This window comes from Streptomyces antibioticus (genome assembly GCF_002019855.1).
Classification (GTDB): domain Bacteria; phylum Actinomycetota; class Actinomycetes; order Streptomycetales; family Streptomycetaceae; genus Streptomyces; species Streptomyces antibioticus_B.
The window spans coordinates 2,613,086-2,628,094 of the sequence record NZ_CM007717.1 but is presented as its reverse complement, the minus strand read 5'-3'; the positions used below and the strand labels follow the sequence as shown (position 1 = coordinate 2,628,094).

Sequence of the window (15,009 nt, the reverse complement as noted above, 5' to 3'; positions counted from 1 at the left end):
CGGGCCGTCACACCCCCGTGGGGGACGTGACGGCCCAGGTCGTTCACTGCGCCGCGAGGTCCGCCAGGACCTGGTGGAGCGGCTCTGTCGCGCGGCGGCGGTACTCCTGGACGGCCCAGCCGTTGCCGTCGGGGTCCTTGAAGTACATGAAGGTGGCGCCGTCGTCCGGGGTGTACTGGACCGGCTCGGAGACCTCCAGGCCGCGTTCGACCAGTTCGGCGTGGGCCGCCTTGATGTCGGTGACGCACAGTTGCAGGCCCTGGTAGGAGCCCGGGGCCGGGCGGGGGCCGTCCATCGCGTCCCAGATCGTGTCGCCGAGCGCGATCGAACAGCCGGAGCCCGGGGGCGTGAGCTGGACGATGCGCATGCCCGGCATGACCTCCTGGTCGATGTCCACATGGAAACCGACCCGGTCGCGGTAGAAGTCCCGCGCCCGGTCGATGTCGCTCACGGGCAGCGGGATCACTTCGAGCGTGTAGAGCATGTGCCGGTCCTCCCGGTCGTCTCCGAACCTGCCGAATCTGCTGAACCTACCGACCCACCGAAGCGGAAAACCGGCTGCGGCGCCACCGCGTGGACCCGGGTGTCGCCGGGCGAACTCGTCGGCGGCGCCCGCTCAGGAGCCGCACCCCCGTACTCCGGTTAGGCTCGGTCAGTACGACCTTGATCCGATGGGCCGACGGGAGGCCGGGGATGATGGCTCCGGGGCGCAGGAGCAGTACCTTCACACGGCTGCTGCGGCACGGCTTCACCGATCCCTCGGCCGCCGAGCGCCTCCTCGACGGGCCCGAGCTGTCCCTGGTCCGCGACGACCCCTTCCTGCTGGAGGCGCTGGGCGCCACCGCCGACCCCGACCTCGCGCTGCACGGACTCGTACGGCTCCTGGAGGCCCAGCCCGGCCCCACCACCGCCCGCCGTGAACTCCTCGACACGCTGATAGCGGCCAAGCCCCTGCGCGACCGGCTGCTCGGCGTCCTCGGGGCGTCGGCCGCGCTCGCCGACCATCTGGCCCGCCACCCCCGCGACTGGGAGGCGCTCGTCATGTACGAGCCCCGGGACCTCCACCCCGGGGTGGAGGAGTTCGAGCGGGGGCTCGCCGAGGCCGACGACCCGGTCGCGCTGCGGGTCGCCTACCGGCGCTGCCTGCTGTCCATCGCGGCCCGGGACGTGTGCGGCACCACCGACGTCGCCGACACCGCCGCAGAACTGGCCGACCTCGCCACCGCGACCCTGCGCGCCGCGCTCCGGCTGGCCGCCGCGGCCGCGCCGGACGACGCCGCGCTGTGCCGGCTCGCCGTCGTCGCCATGGGCAAGTGCGGCGGCCATGAACTCAACTACGTGTCCGACGTCGACGTCATCTTCGTCGCCGAGCCCGCCGACGGCGCCGACGAGGGGAAGGCGCTGCGCGCCGCCACCAAGCTGGCCTCGCACATGATGCGGGTCTGCTCGGAGACCACCGTCGAGGGCTCGATCTGGCCCGTCGACGCCAATCTGCGGCCCGAGGGACGCAACGGCCCGCTCGTGCGGACCCTGAGCAGCCATCTCGCCTACTACCAGCGGTGGGCCAAGACCTGGGAGTTCCAGGCGCTGCTCAAGGCGCGGCCGGTGGCCGGCGACCTGGAGCTGGGCGCCGCGTACATCGAGGCGGTGGAGCCGCTGGTCTGGCAGGCCGCCGAGCGCGAGAACTTCGTCGCCGACGTGCAGAAGATGCGGCGCCGCGTGGTGGAGAACATCCCCGTCTCCGAGGTCGAACGGGAGCTGAAGCTCGGGCCCGGCGGACTGCGGGACGTCGAATTCGCCGTACAGCTCCTCCAGTTGGTGCACGGGCGCACGGACGCCTCGCTGCGGAGCGGGACCACGCTCAACGCGCTCCAGGCGCTCGCCGCCGGCGGATACGTGGGCCGGGTCGACGCCGTCCAGCTCGACGACGCCTACCGCTTCCTGCGGTCCATGGAGCACCGCATCCAGCTCTACCGGCTGCGGCGCACGCATCTCGTGCCCGTCGCCGAGGAGGACCAGCGGCGCCTGGGACGGTCGTTGGGCCTGCGGGCCGATCCGATCACCGAGCTGAACCGCGAGTGGAAACGGCACGCGGCCGTCGTACGACGACTGCACGAGAAGATCTTCTACCGGCCGCTGCTCGACGCCGTCGCCCAACTCGCCCCCGGCGAAGCCCGGTTGAGCGCGAAGGCGGCCCGGGAACGGCTCGTCGCCCTCGGGTACGCCGACCCCGCCTCCGCGCTGCGCCACCTGGAGGCGCTCGCCTCCGGCGTCACCCGCAAGGCCGCCATCCAACGCACCCTGCTGCCCGTGCTGTTGGGCTGGTTCGCCGACTCCGCCGATCCGGACGCCGGACTGCTCAACTTCCGCAAGGTCTCCGACGCCCTCGGCAAGACCCCTTGGTACCTACGGCTGTTGAGGGACGAGGGGGCCGCCGCCGAGAACCTCGCCCGCGTGCTCTCCGCCGGACGCCTCGCCCCCGATCTGCTGCTGCGCGCCCCCGAGGCGGTCGCTCTCCTCGGCGACGGCGACGGCGGCGGTGACGGCGGCACCGGCGGAGGCGGCAGCGGCGGCCTCCAGCCGCGCGGCCGCGCCCAGCTCGAACAGGAGATCCTCGCCGCCGTCGGCCGGGCCGAGAGCGTGGAGAAGGCCGTCACCGCGGTGCGCGGCGTGCGGCGCCGCGAACTGTTCCGTACGGCCGCCGGGGACATCGTCGGCTCCTACGGCACCGAGGCGCGGCCCGCCGAGGCCGACCAGGGGGCGCTGGTGGACCGGGTGGGCGCCGCGGTGTCCGACCTGACCGCGGCGACCCTCGCCGGGACGCTGCGCGCCGTGGTGCGCGACGGATGGGGCGAGACGCTCCCGACCCGGTTCGCCGTGATCGCCATGGGCCGCTTCGGCGGGCACGAGCTGGGCTACGGCTCCGACGCGGACGTGCTCTTCGTCCACGAACCGCGCGACGGCGTGGACGAGCGGGAGGCCGCGCAGGCGGCCAACCGGGTCGTCAGCGAGATGCGGCGGCTGCTCCAGATCCCGAGCGCCGACCCACCGCTGCTGATCGACGCGGACCTGCGGCCCGAGGGGAAGTCCGGGCCACTGGTGCGGACCCTGAACTCGTACGCGGCCTACTACCGGCGGTGGTCGCTGGGATGGGAGTCGCAGGCGCTGCTGCGGGCCGAGGCGGTCGCCGGGGACGAGGAGCTGGGGCGCCGGTTCATCGAGCTGATCGACCCCCTGCGGTACCCGGCGGACGGGCTCGGCGAGGACGCCGTACGGGAGATCCGGCGGCTGAAGGCGCGGATGGAGTCGGAGCGGATGCCCCGCGGCGCCGATCCCAAGCTGCACACCAAGCTCGGGCCGGGCGGGCTGTCCGACGTCGAGTGGACCGTGCAGCTCCTCCAGCTCCGGCACGGGGCGGCGGAGCCGGGGCTGCGCACCACCCGCACCCGCGAGGCGCTGGCCGCGGCGCGAGAGGCCGGGCTGATTTCCGAGGAGGACGCGGCGACGCTGGACGAGGCGTGGGTGCTGGCCACCCGCGTGCGCAACGCGGTGATGCTGGTGCGCGGGCGGGCGGGGGACACGTTCCCCTCCGAGAGCCGGGAGCTGGCGGCGGTGGGCCGCTATCTCGGGTACGGCCCCGGACACGTCGGCGAGCTGCTCGACGGTTACCGGCGGACGGCCCGGCTGGCCCGGGGAGTCGTGGACGAGCTGTTCTACGGAGGGTGACAGCACCGAAGGCCACAAGGGCCAGAAAGATCTACGTCTTCCCAGGCACCGTCCGCGGCAACGCATACGGCTGCACCCCGTACCAGAGCCGCGCCACCGCGAAGCCGAAGGCGAGGCAGAGCAGACCGCCCACCGCGTCCAGCCAGAAGTGGTTGGCCGTGGCGACGATCACCACCAGCGTCGCCACCGGGTACAGCAGGCCCAGGATCCGCACCCACGGCAGACTGGCCAGCGCGAAGATCGTCAGACCGCACCACACCGACCAGCCGATGTGCATGGACGGCATCGCCGCGTACTGGTTCGACATGTGCTTCAGATCGCCCGAGGCCATCGAGCCCCAGGTCTGGTGGACCATCACGGTGTCGACGAAGTCGCCGCCGGTCATCAGGCGGGGTGGCGCGAGGGGATAGAGGTAGTAGCCGAGCAGGGCCACCGCCGTCGTCGCGAACAGGACAAGACGGGTGGCCGCGTACCGGCCCGGATGACTGCGGAAGAGCCACACCAGGACACCCAGTGTCACCACGAAGTGCAGGGTCGCGTAGTAGTAGTTCATGCCGACGATCAGCCAGGTCACCGAGTTCACGGCGTGGTTGACGGACTCCTCGAAGGCCATCCCGAGGTGGTGTTCCATCCGCCAGAGCCAGTCGGCGTTGTTCAGCGCGGCGGTGCGCTGCTCCGGGACCGCGTTGCGGACGAGGGAGTACGTCCAGTAACTCACCGCGATCAGCAGGATCTCGAACCACAGGCGCGGCCGGCGGGGGGTCCGCAGCCGGCCGAGGCGACGCGGGCGGGGCGGTGGAGCGACGTCCGCCCCGGCCGTGACGGAGGGCCGAACGACCTGGTCACGGCCTTCCCTCGGCGTCACGGTCTGCTCACCCATAGGCACAGAGTTTGCCAGAAAAGCCATCTCCCCCCGATCATCCCCCGGGCGGGTTCACCCCGCACGTTCTCCACCGGGTGGAGTCCATCGTCTCCTACCGGCGGTGGGGAGGAAAGCCCTGCTTCTCCGCCTCAGGGACGATTTCGGTCCCCGGGGGCCGAAGCGGTCGAACCGCGCACCACCAGTTCGGGCATGAACACGAACTCGCTGTGCGGGGCCGGGGTGCCGCCGATCTCCTCCAGCAGCGTGCGCACCGCGGCCTGGCCCATCGCCGGGACCGGCTTGCGGACGGTGGTCAGCGGCGGGTCGGTGAAGGCGATCAGCGGGGAGTCGTCGAAGCCCACGACCGAGATGTCCCGCGGGACGTCGAGGTCGCGCTGCCGGGCCGCCCTTATCGCGCCGAGCGCCATCATGTCGCTGGCGCACACGATCGCCGTGCAGCCGCGGTCGATCAGCGCGTTGGTGGCCGCCTGGCCGCCCTCCAGCGTGTACAGCGAGTGCTGGACCAGCTCGGACTCGATCACCTCCGCGCTCAGCCCGAGCTGCTCCTGCATGGTGCGCACGAAGCCCTCGATCTTGCGCTGCACGGGCACGAACCGCTTCGGACCGAGCGCGAGGCCGATCCGGGTGTGCCCCAGCGAGGAGAGGTGGGTCACCGCCAGGGTCATCGCGGCGCGGTCGTCCGGGGAGATGAAGGGCGCCTGGACCTTGGGGGAGAAGCCGTCGACGAGGACGAAGGGGACGCCCTGCGCGCGGAGCTGGTCGTAGCGCTGCATGTCGGCGGTGGTGTCCGCGTGCAGCCCGGAGACGTAGATGATGCCGGCGACCCCGCGGTCCACCAGCATCTCGGTCAGCTCGTCCTCCGTGGAGCCGCCCGGGGTCTGGGTGGCGAGGACCGGCGTATAGCCCTGGCGGGTCAGCGCCTGCCCGATGACCTGCGCCAGGGCGGGGAATATCGGGTTCTCCAGCTCGGGCGTGATGAGCCCGACGAGGCCCGCGCTGCGCTGGCGCAGACGGACGGGGCGCTCGTACCCGAGGACGTCCAGCGCGGCGAGCACGGACTGACGGGTGGTGGCGGCGACGCCAGGCTTGCCGTTGAGGACGCGGCTGACGGTCGCTTCGCTCACCCCCGCCTGGGCGGCGATGTCGGCAAGCCGTGTGGTCACAGGGGTGGACTGTACCGGCCAGGTCGCGCCTTGCACACCAATCGGGCGTCGTGGACGATTCTTCGGCCTGCCGCGCCCGGTCTGCTGTGTCATCGCGCTCCCTCGTGATCCCTCATGAAAGTGATGGCAAGAGCTTGCAGAGTCTTGCACAGGCGGTCGCCCCGTGTTCGACGGGCGTAAACAAGCGTCTCATGGCGGTCGCCTTCCGGTCACGCGCGGGTAACACCGGAGACCTCTTTCACTTTTTTTCTGCAAGGTCTTTCGCAACGCTTACATGGCTGTTACGTTCACGTCGCCCGGCGGCGGCAACGGCGCAGTCGGCACAAGTCGACAGGAACGGCGGACGGGGCCGTCTCCTGTAGCTATACGGGCTTTCACCCTCAAGGAGAAACTCATGCGGCGTGGCATAGCGGCCACTGCGCTGGTGGCGTCCCTCGCCCTCGCGGCGACGGCCTGCGGCGGAGACGACAGCGGCAGTGACAAGTCTGACGGCCCGGTGACCATCACCTGGTGGGACACCTCCAACGCCACGAATGAGGCGCCGACCTACCAGGCTCTGGTCAAGGAGTTCGAGGCCGCCAACAAGGACGTCAAGGTCAAGTACGTCAACGTCCCGTTCGACCAGGCGCAGAACAAGTTCGACACGGCCGCCGGTGCCTCCGGCGCCCCGGACATCCTGCGCTCCGAGGTCGGCTGGACGCCCGCCTTCGCCAAGAAGGGCTACTTCCTGCCGCTGGACGGCACCGAGGCCCTCGCCGACCAGGACAAGTTCAAGTCCAACCTGATCGAGCAGGCGAAGTACGAGGGCAAGACGTACGGCGTGCCGATCGTCACCGACACCCTCGCGCTCGTCTACAACAAGGCGCTCTTCGAGAAGGCCGGCATCGCCGAGGCCCCGAAGACCTGGGAGGACCTGAAGTCCGCCGCCGCCACCATCAAGGCGAAGACCGGCGTCGACGGCTACTGGGGCTCGACCCAGGCCTACTACGCCCAGTCCTTCCTCTACGGCGAGGGCACCGACACCGTCGACGCCGACGCCAAGAAGATCACGGTCAACTCGCCCGAGGCCAAGAAGGCGTACGGCACCTGGCTGGGGCTCTTCGACGGCAAGGGCCTGCACAAGGCCGACACCACCGCCGACGCGTACGCCCACATCCAGGACGCGTTCGTCAACGGCAAGGTCGCCGCGATCATCCAGGGTCCCTGGGAGATCACGAACTTCTACAAGGGCTCGGCCTTCGCCGACAAGAACAACCTCGGCATCGCCACCGTCCCGGCCGGCTCCGCCGGCACGGCGGGCGCCCCGACCGGCGGCCACAACCTCTCGGTCTACGCCGGCTCGGACAAGGCCCACCAGGCCGCCGCGCTGAAGTTCGTCAACTTCATGACCTCCGCGAAGTCCCAGGCCACGATCGCGCAGAAGAACTCCACCCTGCCGACCCGTGACGACGCCTACACCGACGCCGTCAAGGCCGACCCGGGCATCGCCGGCTACGGCACCGTCCTGGCCGCCGCGCAGCCGCGCCCCGCGCTGCCCGAGTACAGCTCCCTGTGGGGTCCGCTGGACACCGAACTGCCCAAGATCGCGGGCGGCAAGGTCTCCCTCGACAAGGGCCTGAGCACCGCTGAGACGTCCATCGCCAAGCTGGTGCCGGACTTCAGCAAGTAAGCCCGGTGTGGCCGTCGGATCTCCCTGATCATGGGGGGTGAGATCCGACGGCCACCCCGCTGTACCCCCTCAGCCCACCCTCGGTCTCCCTGATCTTCCAGAAGGTGTCGAACCATGACAGTCGCCATCGACCGCGCGACCGGCAAGCGCCGCGGTGACCGCGCGCCCCGGCCCGGGCTGGGGCAGCGCCTGAAGCACGGCTACCACAAGCACTGGTACGCGTACGCGATGATCGCCCCGGTGATCGTCGTGCTCGGCGTCCTCGTGCTGTACCCCCTGGCCTACGGCTTCTACCTCACCCTCACCGACGCCAACAGCCTCAACACCGCGCGCACGATCGGCGTCAACGAGATCGAGGCCACCTACAAGTTCATCGGTCTCGACAACTACGCGGACATCCTCTTCGGCGAGACCGCCTACGACCGCTTCTGGTCGCACTTCATCTGGACGATCGTCTGGACGGTCGCCTGTGTCGCCCTGCACTACACCATCGGCCTCGGCCTCGCCCTGCTGCTCAACCAGAAGCTGCGCGGCCGCACCTTCTACCGGCTGATCCTGGTCCTGCCCTGGGCGGTCCCCACCTTCGTCACCGTCTTCGGCTGGCGGTTCATGCTCGCCGACGGCGGCCTGATCAACTCCATGCTGGAGACCCTGCATCTGCCGACACCGCTGTGGCTGGAGGACACCTTCTGGCAGCGGTTCGCGGCGATCATGGTCAACACCTGGTGCGGTGTGCCGTTCATGATGGTCTCGCTCCTGGGCGGCCTGCAGTCCATCGACTCCTCGCTCTACGAGGCAGCCGAGATGGACGGCGCCAACGCCTGGCAGCGGTTCCGGTTCGTCACCCTGCCGGGTCTGCGGTCCGTCAGCTCCACCGTCGTGCTGCTCGGCATCATCTGGACCTTCAACCAGTTCGCCATCATCTTCCTGCTGTTCGGCGACACCGCCCCCGATGCCCAGATCCTGGTCACCTGGGCGTACTACCTCGGCTTCGGACAGCAACCGCGTGACTTCGCCCAGTCGGCGGCCTACGGCATCCTGCTGCTGGCCATCCTGATCGTCTTCACCTCGTTCTACCGCCGCTGGCTGAACCGCAACGAGCAGCAGCTCGCGATCTGAGGCAGGAGTTCCCATGAGTACGAGCACCGTCGAGACCTCCGCCGCAGTGACCGAGCCCGGCACCGCCGGCCCCCGCAAGAGCAAGGGCCGGCGCGGCCTGGCCACCGCCCTCGCCTCCCACGGCCTGCTGAGCGTCGCCAGCCTGATCGCGCTGTTCCCGATCGCCTGGCTGGTCTACCTCTCCCTCGGCCCCGACAAGGACGACTACCTCCACCCCGGACGCATCTGGTCCAAGATGACGTTCGACAACTACGCGTTCGTCCTCCAGAACACGAACTTCTTCGACTGGCTGAAGAGTTCGCTGATCGTCTCGCTGGGCACCACGGTCATCGGCGTACTGATCGCCGCGACCACCGGCTACGCGGTCTCCCGTATGCGCTTCCCGGGCTACCGGAAGTTCATGTGGGTGCTGCTGGTCACCCAGATGTTCCCGATCGCCGTCCTCATCGTGCCGATGTACCAGATCCTGTCGGAGCTCCAGCTCATCGACACCTACTTCGGCCTGATCCTCGTCTACTGCTCGACCGCGGTGCCGTACTGCGCCTGGCTGCTCAAGGGCTACTTCGACACCATCCCGTTCGAGATCGACGAGGCCGGACGCGTCGACGGCCTCACCCCCTTCGGCACCTTCGCGCGGCTGATCCTGCCGCTCGCCAAGCCGGGCCTCGCGGTCGCCGCGTTCTACAGCTTCATCACCGCCTTCGGTGAGGTCGCCTTCGCCACCACGTTCCTGCTGGACGACCAGAAGTACACGCTCGCCGTCGGCCTCCAGAGCTTCGTCAGCGAGCACGACGCCCAGCGCAACCTGATGGCCGCCACGGCGGTGCTCATCGCCATACCGGTCTCGGCGTTCTTCTACCTCGTGCAGAAGAACCTGGTCACCGGACTCACCGCCGGCGGCACCAAGGGGTGACCCCGGTGATCCGGTGACAACGACTCCCGCGCGCCTGACCGCGCGGGTGGCGGCCGCGGGTCCATCCGACCCCGCCGGCCCGCGGCCGCCTCGTCACTCCCCTCCGGACCCCATGAGCCCGGCCCCACCCGACAGCCCCCGAACACCACCTCGTCACGTATCAAGGACGCCATGAGCCAGCAGCACTCCGCAGCCCCGGCCCCGACCCCCACCTCCGCGTCGGCCGTCGCCACCGTCGCCAAGCGGCGCGACTGGTGGCGGGACGCGGTGATCTACCAGGTCTATCCGCGCAGCTTCGCCGACAGCAACGGCGACGGCATGGGCGACCTGGAAGGCGTGCGCTCCAGACTCCCCTACCTCCGGGACCTGGGCGTGGACGCCGTGTGGCTCAGCCCCTTCTACGCCTCCCCGCAGGCCGACGCCGGCTACGACGTCGCCGACTACCGGGCCGTCGACCCCATGTTCGGCAACCTGCTGGACGCCGACGCCCTGATCCGCGACGCCCGCGAACTGGGCCTGCGGATCATCGTCGACCTCGTCCCCAACCACTCCTCCGACCAGCACGAGTGGTTCAAGCGGGCGCTCGCCGACGGCCCCGGCTCGCCGCTCCGGGAGCGCTACCACTTCCGCCCCGGCAAGGGCGACGACGGCGAACTCCCGCCCAACGACTGGGAGTCCATCTTCGGCGGCCCCGCCTGGACCCGGGTCACCGAGCCCGACGGCACCCCCGGCGAGTGGTACCTGCACCTCTTCGCCCCCGAGCAGCCCGACTTCAATTGGGAACACCCGGCGGTCGGCGACGAGTTCCGCTCCATCCTGCGCTTCTGGCTGGACATGGGCGTCGACGGCTTCCGCATCGACGTGGCCCACGGCCTGGTCAAGGCGCCCGGTCTGCCCGACCTCGGCTCCCACGAACAGCTCAAACTGCTGGGCAACGATGTCATGCCGTTCTTCGACCAGGACGGCGTCCACGACATCTACCGCCAGTGGCGGCTCATCCTCGACGAGTACTCCGGCGAGCGCATCTTCGTCGCCGAGGCGTGGACCCCCACCGTCGAGCGCACCGCCAACTACGTCCGCCCCGACGAGCTGCACCAGGCGTTCAACTTCCAGTACCTGGGCACCGCGTGGGACGCCGAGGAGCTGCGCGCGGTCGTCGACCGCACCCTGGAGGCGATGCGCCCGGTGAACGCGCCCGCGACCTGGGTGCTGTCCAACCACGACGTCACCCGGCACGCCACCCGCTTCGCCAACCCGGCCGGCCTCGGCACCCAGATCCGCACCGCGGGCGACGTCGCACTCGGCCTGCGCCGGGCCCGCGCCGCCACCCTGCTGATGCTCGCCCTGCCCGGCTCGGCCTACGTCTACCAGGGCGAGGAACTCGGTCTGCCGGACGTCGTCGACCTGCCCGACGAGGTGCGCCAGGACCCGGCGTACTTCCGCGGCGCGGGCCAGGACGGCTTCCGCGACGGCTGCCGGGTGCCGATCCCGTGGACCCGCGAGGGTTCGTCGTACGGCTTCGGCGACGGCGGAAGCTGGCTGCCGCAGCCGGCGAGCTGGGCCGAACTGAGCGTGGAGGCGCAGGACGGCGTCGAGGGCTCGACCCTGGAGCTGTACCGCGCGGCGCTGCGACTGCGCCGCTCCCAGCCCGACCTGGGCGCGGGCGACGCGGTGGAGTGGCTGAAGGCTCCGGAGGGCGTCCTGGCCTTCCGGCGCGGCGAGTTCGTGTGCGTCGCGAACACCTCGGGCGAGTCGGCCCGGATCCCGGCGTACGGCCGGGTCCTGCTCGCCAGCGGTGAGGTCGCGGAGGTGGACGGCGAGGCGAAGCTTCCGGCCGACACCACGGTCTGGTTCACCACGGCCTGACCGATCGTCACGAGGGGTCGCCGTTCTTGGGGGAACGGCGGCCCCTTCCGCATGCCCGGGGTAACTTCTTGCGAATCCTTCACAACCTCACGGTGCCGTTTTCGGTCACGCGCCCTTAACATCACGCCACCGCAAGGTTTCTGAAAGATTTCAGCAAGAGCCTTCAACGACGAAGGAAACCCCACACATGGCACGCAAGAGAATCGTTTCGGGCGCCGTCGCGCTCTCCGCCACGACGGCCGTCCTGATGGCACCCGGTGTCTCGTACGCCTCCCCGCCCGGCACCAAGGACGTCACCGCCGTCCTCTTCGAGTGGAACTTCGCCTCGGTCGCCCGCGAGTGCACCAACACCCTCGGCCCGGCCGGCTACGGATATGTCCAGGTCTCCCCACCGGCCGAGCACATACAGGGCGGGCAGTGGTGGACCTCCTACCAGCCCGTCAGCTACAAGATCGCCGGACGGCTCGGCGACCGCACGGCCTTCCAGAACATGGTGAACACCTGCCACACGGCCGGTGTGAAGGTCGTCGTCGACACCGTCATCAACCACATGGCGGCCGCGAACGGCACCGGGACCGGCGGCTCGTCGTACACGAAGTACACCTACCCCGGCCTGTACTCGTCCTTCGACTTCGACGACTGCACGGCGCAGATCACCAACTACGCCGACCGCTGGAACGTCCAGCACTGCGAACTCGTCGGCCTGGCCGACCTGGACACCGGTGAGGACTACGTCCGCAAGACCATCGCCGGATACATGAACGACCTGCTGACCCTGGGCGTCGACGGCTTCCGGATCGACGCGGCCAAGCACATCGACACCGCCGACCTCGCCAACATCAAGTCACGGCTCACCAAGCCGGGCGTGTACTGGAAGCAGGAGGCCATCTACGGCGCCGGCGAGGCCGTCCAGCCCACCGAGTACACGGGCAACGGCGACGTGCAGGAGTTCCGGTACGCCTACGACCTCAAGCGGGTCTTCAACAACGAGAACCTCGCCTACCTGAAGAACTACGGCGAGGGCTGGGGGTACATGAGCAGCTCGGTCGCCGGTGTCTTCGTCGACAACCACGACACCGAGCGCAACGGCTCCACCCTCAACTACAAGGACGGCGCGAACTACACGCTGGCCAACGTCTTCATGCTGGCCCACCCCTACGGCGCCCCGGACGTCAACTCCGGCTACGAGTGGTCCGACATCGACGCCGGTCCGCCCAACGGCGGTGCGGTGAGCGCCTGTTGGCAGAACGGCTGGAAGTGCCAGCACGCCTGGCCCGAGATCCTGCGCATGGTCGGCTTCCGCAACGCGACCCGGGGCCAGGCGGTGACGAACTGGTGGGACAACGGGGGCGACGCGATCGCCTTCGGCCGCGGCACCAAGGGCTACGTCGCGATCAACCACGAGACGTCGTCCCTGAACCGCACCTACCAGACCTCGCTCCCGGCGGGCACGTACTGCAACGTCCAGAACAACACGACGGTGACGGTGAACTCCGGCGGACAGTTCACCGCCACCCTCGCCGCGAACACGGCCCTGGCGATCTACGCGGGCAAGTCGAGCTGCTGAACGGCCATCTGCGCTACTTCCAGGTGTCGTTCGCGCTGTAGCCGGACGAACCGCCCGTCGTGTACGTGCGGTTCGTGCCGGACTCCCAGGTCACGTTCCCGGACGCGTTCTTCTTGATGTACTTGTACTCGAACGACGTGTTCTTCGGGACGATCACCGTCCTGCTCCAGACGGGGTAGGACGCCGAGGAGAGCGGGATCGCGTCGGCCGGGTTCCAGGAGCCCAGGGAGGCGATCGAGCCGACGACGTAGACGTTCGTGCCCCAGTCGGTCGTCGCGGTGGCGTTGAAGGTCACATCGGTCGCGTTCGCCACGTTCCAGGAGCCCTGGAGCGTGAGCGCCGACGTGCCGCTCGTGGCGGTCCGGTCGGCGCCGGACTCCCAGGTCACGTTCCCCGCGGAGTCCTTCTTGATGAACTTGTAGGTGAAGGCCGTGCCGGCCGGGACGCTCGCCGTCCCCGACCAGAGCGGGTAGCCCGAGGACGACAGCGGGACGGCCTTGGCGGTGTCCCAGCCACCCAGCGCGGCGATCGAGCCGACGACGTGGACGGTGGTGCCGGACGGGGTCGGGGCGTACGCCTGGAAGGTCGCCGTCACCGTGGAGGTGCCGTCGTCCGGGTTCTCGCAGGAGGTGTCGCAGGGGGTGAACGCGCCGTCGTGGAAGGCGATCGCGCCCTTCGCCGGGAGCGTGAGGGTGGCGTTGCCGCCGGACACCGTGACCGTGGTGGCGCCGTTGTCGACGACATTGGCGTAGGTGCCGTCGGCCATCCCGGTGGCGAAGGTGTACGTCGCCGCGGCGGAGCCGTTGTTGAGCGCGAAGTAGCCGGCGGTGCCCCGGCCGAAGCCGATGACCTGGGACGACTTGGTCGACCAGTTCGTGACCGCCGCCGAGCCGACCGCGTTGTGCCACTTCACCAGGCCGGTGACGGCGGTGTCGCGCTGGAGGCAGTACCAGCCGGAGCCGCAGGTGGTGTCCGTGACGAAGCCGCCGGAGTGCGGCGGGGCCTGGTCGGAGGAGGAGAACTCGAAGCCGGAGTACACGGTCGGCGTCGACCACTGGTAGGCGAGCTGGAAGAGGTTGGCGAGCCGGTAGGCGTCGCCGTCCTTGTAGCTCAGGTGCAGACCGTTGCGCTCGGTGTCGTGATTGGTCACGAAGGACACCGAGTTCGCCGGGGTCAGCACCCCGGAGGAGGGCAGGGACGCGAGGTCCGAGACGTTGCCCTGGAAGGCGGACTTCAGCCGGCTCGCGTAGGTGAAGTCCAGCACGTCACCGGAGGCGTAGTAGTCGGAGGCGGCCGGGGTCGCGCCCGGGTACACCTCCTGGAAGACGTACGGCTCCGCGCCCGAGGTGGTGGTGTGCAGCTTCGCGCGGATCGCGTTCAGGTCGGCGACGGGCATGTGCTTGGCGGCGTCGACCCGGAAGCCGTCGACACCGAGGGCGATCTGCGCGTTGAGGTAGGCCGCGATGCCGGAGCGGACGTGGTCGTCCTCGGTCTTGAGGTCGGGCAGGCCCAGCAGTTCGCAGTTCTGGATCTCGGACAGATTCGACCAGTCGTCGATGATCAGGTCGGAGTCGTTGCACTGCGCCGAGGTGTGGTAGTCCCCGGGGTCCCAGTCGGGGGTGTCGTACTTGTTCGTCAGGGCCGTGCCGGCGTATCCGGTGCCGGTCTGGGCGGCGGTGTGGTTGATCACCGCGTCGGTGTAGACCTTGACGCCCGCGTCATGGCAGGCGCCGATCATGTCCGCGAACTGGGCGGCGGTCCCGAACCGGCCGTTCAGCGCGTACGAGTAGGGCTGGTAGACGTCCCACCAGAAGAAGTTCGACTGCTTGAGGGACTCGGACGGCGGGGCGACCCAGACCGCGCCGTAGCCGTTCGGACCGAGGACGTTCTCGCACTCGGCCGCGACCGAGTTCCAGTTGTACTCCCAGAGGTTGGCGATCACATCGCCCGAGGCCGTGGCGTCCGCGCGGGCCGGGGCGGCGGGCAGGGCGATCGCCCCGGCGAGGGCCAGCGCGGCGGCTGCCACGGCACCGGCCGTACGGCGGACGGCACCCGGAGGTCGTCGAGTTCTCATGTGCGGCTCCGAAACGTTTGCAGTGCGGG

10 protein-coding genes are annotated in these 15,009 nt (G+C 69.8%); 6 read left to right on the top strand and 4 right to left on the bottom strand.

Going from position 1 to position 15,009, the window contains the following annotated elements:
- Nucleotides 1-43 precede the first annotated feature (43 nt).
- Nucleotides 44-484 (bottom strand): VOC family protein, encoded by a 441-nt coding sequence (locus tag AFM16_RS11700; protein WP_078633250.1) that lies wholly within the window; start codon nucleotides 482-484, stop codon nucleotides 44-46.
- 209 nt (nucleotides 485-693) lie between these two features.
- On the opposite strand from AFM16_RS11700, the gene AFM16_RS11695 reads away from it, so the two are divergent.
- A complete protein-coding gene (locus tag AFM16_RS11695) occupies nucleotides 694-3,726 on the top strand; it encodes a bifunctional [glutamine synthetase] adenylyltransferase/[glutamine synthetase]-adenylyl-L-tyrosine phosphorylase (protein ID WP_030794326.1) in 3,033 nt (1,010 codons plus the stop codon).
- A gap of 31 nt (nucleotides 3,727-3,757) precedes the next feature.
- Here AFM16_RS11695 and AFM16_RS11690 read toward each other — a convergent pair whose 3' ends face one another.
- Complete coding sequence (locus AFM16_RS11690) at nucleotides 3,758-4,606, bottom strand: phosphatase PAP2 family protein (protein ID WP_030794328.1); 849 nt, start codon at nucleotides 4,604-4,606, stop codon at nucleotides 3,758-3,760.
- Between the two features lie 131 nt (nucleotides 4,607-4,737).
- Nucleotides 4,738-5,772: a LacI family DNA-binding transcriptional regulator gene (locus AFM16_RS11685; RefSeq protein ID WP_030794338.1), complete on the bottom strand. Its 1,035-nt coding sequence runs from the start codon at nucleotides 5,770-5,772 to the stop codon at nucleotides 4,738-4,740.
- Between the two features lie 394 nt (nucleotides 5,773-6,166).
- On the opposite strand from AFM16_RS11685, the gene AFM16_RS11680 reads away from it, so the two are divergent.
- The 5 genes from AFM16_RS11680 to AFM16_RS11660 all read left to right on the top strand — a co-directional run bounded on the left by AFM16_RS11680 (nucleotide 6,167) and on the right by AFM16_RS11660 (nucleotide 12,906).
- Nucleotides 6,167-7,441 carry an extracellular solute-binding protein gene (locus AFM16_RS11680; RefSeq protein ID WP_030794341.1) on the top strand — a complete coding sequence of 425 codons (1,275 nt, stop codon included), beginning with the start codon at nucleotides 6,167-6,169 and terminating at the stop codon, nucleotides 7,439-7,441.
- A 114-nt stretch (nucleotides 7,442-7,555) separates the two neighbouring features.
- Nucleotides 7,556-8,560 (top strand): carbohydrate ABC transporter permease, encoded by a 1,005-nt coding sequence (locus tag AFM16_RS11675; RefSeq protein WP_030794344.1) that lies wholly within the window; start codon nucleotides 7,556-7,558, stop codon nucleotides 8,558-8,560.
- A gap of 13 nt (nucleotides 8,561-8,573) precedes the next feature.
- On the top strand, nucleotides 8,574-9,473 hold the full coding sequence (locus AFM16_RS11670; RefSeq protein WP_030794347.1) for a sugar ABC transporter permease: 900 nt from the start codon (nucleotides 8,574-8,576) through the stop codon (nucleotides 9,471-9,473).
- 171 nt (nucleotides 9,474-9,644) lie between these two features.
- The gene (locus AFM16_RS11665; RefSeq protein ID WP_078633249.1) at nucleotides 9,645-11,339 is read left to right on the top strand and encodes a glycoside hydrolase family 13 protein; all 1,695 of its coding nucleotides are present in this window, start codon (nucleotides 9,645-9,647) and stop codon (nucleotides 11,337-11,339) included.
- A 187-nt stretch (nucleotides 11,340-11,526) separates the two neighbouring features.
- A complete protein-coding gene (locus AFM16_RS11660) occupies nucleotides 11,527-12,906 on the top strand; it encodes an alpha-amylase (RefSeq protein ID WP_078633248.1) in 1,380 nt (459 codons plus the stop codon).
- Nucleotides 12,907-12,919: 13 nt separating this feature from the next.
- Here the strand turns inward: AFM16_RS11660 and AFM16_RS11655 are convergent, their stop codons facing one another.
- On the bottom strand, nucleotides 12,920-14,980 hold the full coding sequence (locus AFM16_RS11655) for a carbohydrate-binding module family 20 domain-containing protein (RefSeq protein ID WP_078633247.1): 2,061 nt from the start codon (nucleotides 14,978-14,980) through the stop codon (nucleotides 12,920-12,922).
- Nucleotides 14,981-15,009 lie beyond the last annotated feature (29 nt).

What these genes read in the sequence shown, in the direction of transcription:
- AFM16_RS11700 (WP_078633250.1), bottom strand. Translation starts at nt 484, where the DNA reads ATGCTCTACACGCTCGAAGTGATCCCGCTGCCCGTGAGCGACATCGAC.
- AFM16_RS11695 (WP_030794326.1), top strand. Translation starts at nt 694, where the DNA reads ATGATGGCTCCGGGGCGCAGGAGCAGTACCTTCACACGGCTGCTGCGG.
- AFM16_RS11690 (WP_030794328.1), bottom strand. Translation starts at nt 4,606, where the DNA reads ATGGGTGAGCAGACCGTGACGCCGAGGGAAGGCCGTGACCAGGTCGTT.
- AFM16_RS11680 (WP_030794341.1), top strand. Translation starts at nt 6,167, where the DNA reads ATGCGGCGTGGCATAGCGGCCACTGCGCTGGTGGCGTCCCTCGCCCTC.
- AFM16_RS11675 (WP_030794344.1), top strand. Translation starts at nt 7,556, where the DNA reads ATGACAGTCGCCATCGACCGCGCGACCGGCAAGCGCCGCGGTGACCGC.
- AFM16_RS11670 (WP_030794347.1), top strand. Translation starts at nt 8,574, where the DNA reads ATGAGTACGAGCACCGTCGAGACCTCCGCCGCAGTGACCGAGCCCGGC.
- AFM16_RS11665 (WP_078633249.1), top strand. Translation starts at nt 9,645, where the DNA reads ATGAGCCAGCAGCACTCCGCAGCCCCGGCCCCGACCCCCACCTCCGCG.
- AFM16_RS11660 (WP_078633248.1), top strand. Translation starts at nt 11,527, where the DNA reads ATGGCACGCAAGAGAATCGTTTCGGGCGCCGTCGCGCTCTCCGCCACG.
- AFM16_RS11655 (WP_078633247.1), bottom strand. Translation starts at nt 14,980, where the DNA reads ATGAGAACTCGACGACCTCCGGGTGCCGTCCGCCGTACGGCCGGTGCC.